Annotated in this window: 6 protein-coding genes; 3 read left to right on the forward strand and 3 right to left on the reverse strand. The window is 63.8% G+C overall.

The features are described 5' to 3' along the window. Window positions 1-74: 74 nt before the first annotated feature. From V7080_RS20155 to V7080_RS20165, 3 genes are read right to left on the reverse strand one after another with little or no spacing between them, the layout of a single operon-like run. Window positions 75-1,520 (reverse strand): DUF4178 domain-containing protein, encoded by a 1,446-nt coding sequence (locus tag V7080_RS20155; RefSeq protein WP_334190179.1) that lies wholly within the window; start codon window positions 1,518-1,520, stop codon window positions 75-77. 13 nt (window positions 1,521-1,533) lie between these two features. Further along, a complete protein-coding gene (locus tag V7080_RS20160; protein WP_334190180.1) occupies window positions 1,534-2,598 on the reverse strand; it encodes an SPFH domain-containing protein in 1,065 nt (354 codons plus the stop codon). A 16-nt stretch (window positions 2,599-2,614) separates the two neighbouring features. Further along, the gene (locus V7080_RS20165; protein WP_326857648.1) at window positions 2,615-3,001 is read right to left on the reverse strand and encodes a DUF350 domain-containing protein; all 387 of its coding nucleotides are present in this window, start codon (window positions 2,999-3,001) and stop codon (window positions 2,615-2,617) included. Between the two features lie 272 nt (window positions 3,002-3,273). Between V7080_RS20165 and V7080_RS20170 the strand changes: the two genes are divergently transcribed. The 3 genes from V7080_RS20170 to V7080_RS20180 all read left to right on the forward strand — a co-directional run bounded on the left by V7080_RS20170 (window position 3,274) and on the right by V7080_RS20180 (window position 9,070). After that, window positions 3,274-4,965 (forward strand): polyamine aminopropyltransferase, encoded by a 1,692-nt coding sequence (locus V7080_RS20170; RefSeq protein ID WP_334190181.1) that lies wholly within the window; start codon window positions 3,274-3,276, stop codon window positions 4,963-4,965. Beyond that, window positions 4,965-6,578, forward strand: coding sequence for an NAD(P)-binding protein (locus V7080_RS20175; protein ID WP_334190182.1), 1,614 nt, complete (start codon window positions 4,965-4,967; stop codon window positions 6,576-6,578). Before V7080_RS20170 ends, V7080_RS20175 begins: the two co-directional genes overlap by 1 nt. Before the next feature lie 236 nt (window positions 6,579-6,814). After that, entirely contained in the window at window positions 6,815-9,070 is a 2,256-nt protein-coding gene (locus tag V7080_RS20180) for an EAL domain-containing protein (protein ID WP_334190183.1), read from the forward strand. The last annotated feature ends 246 nt before the right edge of the window (window positions 9,071-9,316 follow it).

Raw genomic sequence — 9,316 nt, forward strand, 5'->3', positions numbered from 1 at the left:
CAATAATTTGCTCCAGCTCATCACGGTGCATACCAGCATCACCACCAGCGCATAGACGATGAATTTTCCGCGCATCAGGAATCCTCACCCATCCAGCTCAATACCATCGCCGGCAGGTAGATGGCTGCCGCGGCAAACAGGAAATACGTCCATGCGCCATCGGAGCCTGCCAGCAGCGGCCCGATATTCAGTGCCGCCAGGCCGTAGATCATGTACTCGGCGATCTTGCGGATCGGCGTCTTTTGCGGCAGCCGGTCGGCCTGGATCGCCGTGCCGAACCAGGCGCGAAGCTGGTCCGACGGCACCGGCGCCGACAGCGACCAGCTCAGTTCGTCATTGGTCAGCTCGGCGGCGAGCGACTTCTTGCCGAAGGCGAATTCGATTACCCGCGCGGTGTCGCCGGCATGCACTTTCCAGTTGAACGCGCCGGCAGCAAACACCACGGTGGCGATGTAATCGTATTCCTTGCGGAAAGTCTGCGCGCCGAGCGTGACTGTGTCGCCGCCATTCCAGGCAGGCCAGTCGTCGGGCGACTTTGCACTGAACCAGCCTTCGTCGGTTTCCACCAGCCACAGGAATCCGGCACGCGGGCTGTACAGCAGGTATTCGGTCCAGGTTTCGCCATCCTCGTCCTTGCGCCGCATGACGCCGATCGCTTCATAGGCAGAGCCGCTGATGGTGGCCTTTGCGCCGAGCTGCAGCGTGGTATCGGCCTTTTGCATGCGGTGCGCCGCGTCAAGCACCTGCGCCACCCTGGCCGTGGTGTCGACCTGTGCCCGGCAACTCGGGCAGACGATCTGGCGCGTGACGCCCGGTACGAACCGCACGCTGCTGCCGCAGGAGGGACAGTCGAGCGGCTCGACCTTGCCCTTGACCTTGCCGGCGGTATCGCGGATGGCATCGTCATCGCGCAGCAGCTGGCATTTGAGCTCCGCCAGCGTGACCGCCTGCCCGACGTAGACGGCGGGCGGATCGCCGTCGGAATAATCGAGCGTCAGGAAACCGCGGCCGTTGCGGAAGTCGGCGACCTTCGCCTGCCAGCCGGGCCCCACCCGGAACGGCAGCTCGCCTTGGCCGCCGGTGCACTGAGCAATACGGGTTTCAGCGGTCAGCCAGTGCTGCCCGAGAAGGGCATAGGTATTGCCCGGATTGATGTCCTGGAATGCTGGCAGCGGGCCGTCGGTCTGCTTGCCGAACGTCAGCGTGAACAGGCCCGAGCCATCGGACAGCCAGGCGTCGCGTCCGTCGGCGAACAGCACATACCATTCGTTCCATAGTCCGGCGTCATAGCGCAGCTGGATGCGCCCGACCACCGTGAATTCCTGGTTGCCGAAACGGCCAGAGGTGCCGATCTGGATGGGCGAGTAATCGTCCAGCACATCGGCCATGCGCCCGAGGTCCTTGACCGTGTCGGCATCCTTCAGGACCGTGGTCTTGCAGTATTCGCATATCGCCATGACCGAGGCGGGCGACTGGAACTGCACCGGCGCGCCGCAACCCGGGCAGGAGACTTTCTGCATACGCGATGCTTTCCTAGCCGATCAGCTTCTGCAGCACTTTCGCCTTCGCATCGTCGTAATCGCTTTGCGAGATCAGGCCCTTGTCGAGCAGGGCCTTGAGCTGTTCGAGGCGTGCGGCCGGCGATTCCTGCGCAGGCTGTGCCGACTGTGCAGGCTGTGCGGGCTGTGCGGGCTGTGCGGGCTGTGCCGCCGGTTGTCCGGTCATCCCGGGCATCATTCCTTGCGCCATGACCTGGCCGACCGCCATGCCGGCCGACAGCCCGGCGCCGATGCCGGCGATGCCGCCTTCGTTCTGCGCCGCCAGCGGGATGGCTTCCGCCGTCTGAAAGCGGGTGAAGCCGGCCATCTTGTCCGCCGACAGCCCGCCTTTCATGCCGGCGCCGATGCGGGCATCGAGCGCCTGCTGCAGTTCGTCCGGCAGGCTCAGCGTGCCGACGTTGAATTCGTCCAGCGCCAGGCCGTAGCGTTCGAAGGCCGCGCCGAGGTCGCCCTTGATCTGTTGCGCCATCAGCGCCTGGTTGCCCGCCATGTCGAGGAAGGGAATGTTCGATGCGCCCAGCGAGGACGCCATGGAGGACAGCATGATGCCCTGCAGCTGGCCTTCGACATCGTCGCGGGTATAGACGGCGCGCGTGCCGCTCAGCTCGGTGAAGAATTTCTTCGGGTCGGCGACTCGGTAGGAAAACAGGCCGAAAGCCCGCACCCGTATCGCGTCGAAATCCTTGTCGCGGAAGGTGATCGGCTGCGGCGTGCCCCATTTGCGGCCGGTTTGGACCCGGGTGCTGAAGAAATAGACGTCGGCCTTGAACGGCGACTCGAACAGCTTGTCCCAGTTTTTCAGGTTGGTCAGCAGCGGCAGCGTGCGTGTGGTCAGGGTGTAATTGCCCGGACCGAAGACGTCGGCCATCTTGCCCTCGCTGACGAAGACCGCCACCTGCGAATCGCGCACGGTCAGTGCGGCGCCGTTCTGGATTTCGAAATCCTCCATCGGGTAACGCCAGGCGAGCACGCCCTCGGTGTCTTCGTTCCACTGGATGACGTCGATGAACTGCTTCTTGATAAAATCGAAAATGCCCATGATGTGATTTCCTTTGTCAGGAGATGCAGGCGGCGTTGATGGCGCCGACGGAAAGCGAGACGGCGCCGAGGATGCCGCCGAACGCCACGTTGTTGGATTCGATATGTTCTTTCGACATCGACATCAGCCGCGTCGTCACCAGGTAAGTGAGCAATTGCACCACCAGCGCGCCGCTTGCCCAGGCGACGAAGGGAATGATGGTGGAGGTATGCAGGATGCAGGAGGCGATGGTGAGCGAGAAGCCGATCACCGCGCCGGAGAGCGACAAGGCCGCGGCGGTGTTTCCCTGCCGGATCAGCAGCACTTCGTTGTACGGCGTGATGCGGGTGTAGATGACGAAGAACACCAGCAGCAGCACGGCGGCCAGCAGCAGGAAGACGAGATAGTTGGCGATGGCGGGCAAGGTTTTCGCTCCGTGGGGTTGGTCAGGGAGTTGGTGAAACTTATTTCAGTAATCGTCCTGTCGGTCCTGCATGAAGGGCTGCTGCCGGGAATGAATTAATTGACAGCAGCTCAATGTACCGATGTCATTCCCTCGCTCCGTAAGGTTCCCTCCCCCTTGCAGGGGGAGGGTTAGGGTGGGGGGTAATGAGGTTGAGTCGTTGCATGCAGTCGATCGACCTCACTACCCCCATCCCATCCTTCCCCCTGAAAGGGGGAAGGAGCCCTGCATCTATGCTTTACGAGCAGCCGGACTCTTCGCCAGGCAACAATCTCAAGAATACAAGTTCAAATCCAGCAAGTCGTCGCAATATACTAACGCCGGAACTTCCCTGTCCAGCGCTTTCGTGGTTTTATACGGGGCCGGCGGGCAACAGGCCGCCGCCCGCAACAGACCGAACCGCCACGCGCCGCATGTCCAAACACATCCTCATCCTCTCCGTCTTCATCGTCGCCTCCTGCGGCCTGGCGTACGAACTCATCGCCAGCGCCTTGTCGAGCTACCTGCTCGGCGATTCGATCTTCCAGTTTTCCACCATCATCGGCTGCTACCTGTTCGCCATGGGCGTCGGTGCCCATGTATCGAAATACGTGAAGGACGAGGATGTGCTGGCGCGCTTCGTCGATATCGAGCTTGCGGTCGGGCTGGTGGGCGGCCTGTCGGCGGCGCTGCTGTTCCTGACGTATTCCTGGATGGGCGCGCCGTTCCGCACCATGCTGTACCTGATGGTCTTCCTGGTCGGCGCCTTCGTCGGCATGGAAGTGCCGCTGGTGATGCGGGCATTGAACGCGCGGCAGACCGGTTTCAGCGAACTGGTCAGCAAGGTGCTGACCTTCGATTATCTCGGCGCGCTCGCGGTATCGATGCTGTTCCCGCTGGTGCTGGCGCCGTATCTCGGCCTGGTGCGCACCGGCTTCCTGTTCGGCATGCTCAATGTCGGCGTGGCGCTGTGGAGCATCCATAACTTTCGCCACGAGCTTCCCGACGTGGGCGGCCGCCTGCTGCGTGCGAGCCTTGTGATGTTTTCGCTGCTGATGGGCTTCGCCGCGTCGGACCGACTGGTACGGTGGGGAGAGAACGGCCTGTTCGGCGACGATGTCATCTACTCCACCTCGACGCCCTACCAGCGCCTCGTCATCACCAAGTGGAAGGACGACCTGCGGCTCTACATCAACGGCAACCTGCAGTTCTCGTCCCGCGACGAATATCGTTACCACGAAGCGCTGGTGCATCCGGCAATGGAGACGCTTCCGTGGGCACGCTCGGTCCTGATCCTCGGCGGCGGCGATGGGCTGGCGTTGCGGGAAGTGCTGCGCTATCCAAACGTCGAGCATGTGACGCTGGTCGACCTCGATCCGGCGATGACCAATGCATTCCGGGACCGCGACGAACTGGTCAGGCTGAACCATGGGTCGCTGCGCGACCTGCGCGTGACCGTCGTCAACACCGATGCCGCGATCTGGCTGCAGCAGACCGACCGGATGTTCGACGCCGCTATCATCGATTTCCCCGATCCATCCAGCTTCGCGCTCGGCAAGCTGTATTCGGTGCCGTTCTACGGCATGCTGAAACGGCATGTCTCGGAGAACGGCCTGATCGTGGTGCAATCGACATCGCCGTTCTTCGCGCCGCATGCCTACTGGACCATCGAGGCCACGCTGCGCGAGGCCGGCCTGCATACCTCGCCCTTTCACCTGTACGTGCCGTCGTTCGGCGAATGGGGCTTCGTGATGGCCTCGCCGCGCAAGACCTATTCGCCGCCCTCGCAATACCGGCTGCCGCTGCGCTACCTGAACGCGCAGACGACGCGGGAAATGTTCGTCTTCCCGCCGGACATGCCGCGGCTGGACATGACGCCGAACCGGCTGAACACCCAGTCGCTGGTGAATGAATTCGAAAAGGACTGGCGCGAGGTCATCCGCTGATGGACCGGCGATCCTTCCTGCTGTGGGCTGGCGCGGGCACCGCCGCTGTCGGCGCGGGCAGCGCGGCCGCTTACTGGCGCTGGCAGAAGATCGTGCCGGCGATCCACGCGCCCGGACGGGCGGAGGGGCATTTCCTGCGCGATCGTCACGCGCTGCCATCGCCATCCGCCGAGATACGAACCGGCGTCGCCATCCTCGGTTCCGGGGTCGCCGGATTGACTGCGGCCTGGAAACTGCGCAAGGAAGGGCAGCGCGATATCGTGGTGGTCGATGGTCCGCAACCGTACGGCAACGCCGCCGCCGGCCGCTACGGCGATCTTGCCTATCCGACCGGCGCCCATTACCTGCCGCTGCCCGCGCCGGAGATGTTCCATGTGCGCGAGTTGCTGCATGACCTGCGCATCCTGCTGCGCAATCCGGCGGCACGGCAGCCGTATTACGACGAACGTTTCCTGCTGCATGCGCCCGAGGAGCGGCTGCTGTTCAACGGCCGCTGGCAGGAGGGCCTGCTGCCGAAGGAAGGCGTGCCGCAGTGGGAGCTCGACGAGCATGCGCGTTTCTTCGCCGCGATGGACGAATTCAAATCGACATCCGGCGTGGACGGCAAGCCGATGTTCGCTTTCCCGGTAACGCAGTCGTCCGGCGATGCGCGATGGCGGGAACTCGACGGGTTCAGCCTGAAGGCCTGGCTGGACCGGCACAGCTACCGTTCGCCGACGCTGCATTGGTATATCGACTATTGCTGCCGCGACGACTACGGCACGGCATACGGCGAGGTGTCGGCATGGGCCGGGCTGCATTACTTCTGCGGCCGCGGCGGCGAGGCGGAGAACGCGACCGATGGCGCCTTTCTCACCTGGCCGGACGGACTCCATCCGATCGCCGCGGGACTCGACCGCGCCGCCGGCAGCCGGCGCATGACGGGCGTCGTCGTCTCGGTCAGCGTGAAGGCGGCGGGCGTCGAGGCGCTGTGCCTGGATCTGTCGGGAGTACAGCCGCGCACGTATGTCGTGAAAGCAAGGAAGGCGATCTGCGCGATGCCCCTCTTCGTCGCGGCACGCGTGGTGCCATCGATCGGCGATTTCGGTTTCGACGCGCGGCGGCATATGCCCGCCTATGCGCCGTGGATGGTCGCCAATTTCCTGATGAAGCGCATCCCGGATGAGTTGCCGGAGGTGCCGCTTTCGTGGGACAACGTGGTGTACGGAGGACGCGGACTGGGTTATGTCGTGTCCACCCACCAAGACATCCGCGTCACGCCGCCGAAGCGAAGTGTCTTCAGTGCCTATATCGCGCTGGCGGACCGGTCGCCGCAGGATGCTCGGCGCTGGCTCGACGGCGCGCCGGCCGACGAACTGCTGGATCTGGCCGGCGCCGATCTGCGCGCCGCCTACGGCAGACGGTTTGCGGGCAACGTCGAACGCGCCGACATCACCTTGCGCGCACATGCGATGGCATCGCCGCGCATCGGCTTTCGCGACAACGCGGGCCTGCGCGCGCTGCGCGAACTCGATGGGCCGCTCCTGTTCGCCCATGCGGATCTCTCGGGCTTCTCGGTATTCGAGGAAGCGGCATGGTGGGGTTACCAGGCGGCGCTGAAAGCGTTGACATGAGAAATGCGGTTCGCTGCATGACAGGACGGCAATAACCGATTATCGGTTGCAAGCGGCGCCGCTGTTAGCGCTAGCACCTATCGCTGTTCGATTCTTCCTTCTAAAAATTCCCGTTGTTCTGGCGACAATTTGGTTGCTGCGACTGGGGTCGGCCGTTACTATGGCTGCCGATCTTCAACATTTCCCCTTTCCAAGACAGGTTGTACACAATGAATTGGCCTGCCAATCTGAGACGCATGTTAAGCACGCATCGGCGCTGGGCTGCCCCGACACTCGGATTTTCCGTTGCCATTCTCGTGCTGTCGATGCCGGTGCTGCCGCACTGGTCAGCCGCACTCCTGGGCGCTTGCATCGGCGGGCTGGTCTGGTTCCTTGCGATCCGGCCCGCACGGAAGACCGACCGTGCGCTGCACGAGTCCGAACTCAAGTTCCGCGCTTTCGTCGAACAGTCGCTGGTGGGCCTGTACATGGTGCAGGAAGGGAAAATCGTCTACGCGAACAAGAAGAGCGCCCAACTGCTCGGCTACGACGATCCGGAGGAACTGATCGGCACCGCGGTGGACAGCCATACCGCGCCGGAAGATCTGCACATGCTGCGCGAAAATCACCGCCGCCGCCTGTCCGGCGAAGTGCCGAGCATCCGCTATACCTACCGCGCGCTGCGGCGTGACGGCAGCCGCATCTGGGCCGAAGTACACGGCGGGCTGTGCGACTACGACGGCCGGCCGGCGATCATGGGGGTTGCGCTCGATGTCACGCAGCGGGTGGCCTTCGAGCAGCAGTCGCGGCTGGCCAACCGGGTGTTCGAGTCGGCCAGCGAAGGCATCGTGATCACCGATGCCGACTGCCGCATCGAAGCCGTCAATCCGGCGTTCACCCGCATCACCGGGTACGAGGCATCGCAGGCCGTCGGCAAGCTGTCCCGCATGATGACCGGCGAAGGCGCCCAATCCGAAATCAACCGCGAAATGCTGGAACATCTCGCGCGCGACGGCCACTGGCAGGGCGAAATGCGCGACCGCCGCAAGAACGGCGACTGGTACCCGGCGTGGCTGTCGATCTCCACCGTGCGCGACGCCGATCGCAACATCACCAACTATGTCGGCGTGTTCACCGACAACACCCGCCGCAAGGAAGACGAACTGCGGCTGCAATTCCTCGCCAGCCACGACAGCCTGACCGGCATGCTCAACCGCAGCGCGCTGATGCGCACCTTCGAAAAGGAAATCGAGCGTGCCCGCGAGGAAGGCCGCCAGCTCGCCCTGCTGTTCATCGACCTCGACCGCTTCAAGGCGGTCAACGACACGCTCGGCCATGCGGCGGGCGACCGCCTGCTGGTGGCGGTGGCGGAGCGCATGCGCCGCCAGATCAAGACGCAGGATGTGATGGCGCGGCTCGGCGGCGACGAGTTCACGGTGCTTCTCGACGACTCCTGCTCGTCCGGTGCCGCCGCCAAGGTGGCCGACCGGATGATCGCCGGCATCGCACAACCCTTCATCATCGACGGCCAGGAAATGTTCGTCACCGCCAGTATCGGCATCGCCTGCTATCCGGCCGACGGCACCGACGCCGCCACCCTGCTCAAGAATGCCGACGTGGCGATGTACCGCGCCAAGCAGCGCGGCAAGAATACCTTCCAGTTCTTCACCGCCGACATGAACGTGCGCGCATTCGAGCAGATGCTGCTCGAAAACAGCCTGCGCCGGGCGCTGGAGCGCAGCGAATTCGAACTGCACTACCAGCCGCAGATCGCCACCGCCACCGGCACCGTGGCCGGCGTCGAGGCGCTGCTGCGCTGGCAGCATCCGGAACTCGGCCTGGTGCTGCCGGATGCCTTCGTCACGCTGGCCGAGCAGAACGGCCTGATCGTGCCGATCGGCGGCTGGGTGCTGCGCGAAGCCTGCCGCCAGGGTCGCGCATGGCTGGATGCGGGCCTGCATTTCGGCCGCGTCGCGGTCAACCTGTCGGCGCGCCAGTTCTCGTCCGGCGACCTGCTCGACACCATCCGCGCCGCCCTCGACGACAGCGGGCTGCCGGCCGCCATGCTGGAACTGGAAATCACCGAGAGCACGATCATGCACAACCCGCCCGAGGCGGTGATGCTGCTCGACCGCATCCGCGACATGGGCGTGGCGCTGTCGATCGACGACTTCGGCACCGGTTACTCATCGCTGACCAGCCTGAAGCAGTACCCGCTCGACAGCCTGAAGATCGACCGCAGCTTCGTGCAGGGCATCCCGAATGATGCGGACGATGTGGCGATCACCGAGGCGATCATCGCGATTGCGCACAAAATGCGGCTGAAGGTGGTTGCGGAAGGCGTCGAGACGCGCGAACAGGCGAATTTCCTGCGGCTGGCGGGGTGCGATGTGACGCAGGGTTATTTGGTCGGACGGCCGGCGCCGGCGGACGAGGTGGTGGCGCATTTCACGTCGAAACGCAGGGATGAGCGGCGGCGGGTATTGCAGTCGGTGATGCCGTCGTTGCGGTGAGGGCAGTTACGCTTTTCATCTTTTATGCCACTACAGCTCGATGCTGAATCCTTGTTATTCCCGCGCAGGGTTTTGCATGAAATTCGGACAGTATGCTGTCGGTCTGTGGACCGGTGCTGAGCTGCTAGCCGGTACGTGCTCTGCGACTGGAATTTAGGTCCCAGAGTCTCTCCGGTGATGCAATGCTTTCTTTTCTTCGAAGAGACTAGCCGGGACTGGCCCCGGCGGGCCACCTTCTTTTTTGCT

It is taken from the genome of Noviherbaspirillum sp., from assembly GCF_036846085.1.
Lineage (GTDB): Bacteria > Pseudomonadota > Gammaproteobacteria > Burkholderiales > Burkholderiaceae_D > Noviherbaspirillum.

Bases quoted from the DNA above. Each gene is read 5' to 3' on its own strand.
- V7080_RS20180 (WP_334190183.1), top strand. From the start codon at position 6,815: ATGTTAAGCACGCATCGGCGCTGGGCTGCCCCGACACTCGGATTTTCC.
- V7080_RS20155 (WP_334190179.1), bottom strand. From the start codon at position 1,520: ATGCAGAAAGTCTCCTGCCCGGGTTGCGGCGCGCCGGTGCAGTTCCAG.
- V7080_RS20170 (WP_334190181.1), top strand. From the start codon at position 3,274: ATGCTTTACGAGCAGCCGGACTCTTCGCCAGGCAACAATCTCAAGAAT.
- V7080_RS20175 (WP_334190182.1), top strand. From the start codon at position 4,965: ATGGACCGGCGATCCTTCCTGCTGTGGGCTGGCGCGGGCACCGCCGCT.
- V7080_RS20160 (WP_334190180.1), bottom strand. From the start codon at position 2,598: ATGGGCATTTTCGATTTTATCAAGAAGCAGTTCATCGACGTCATCCAG.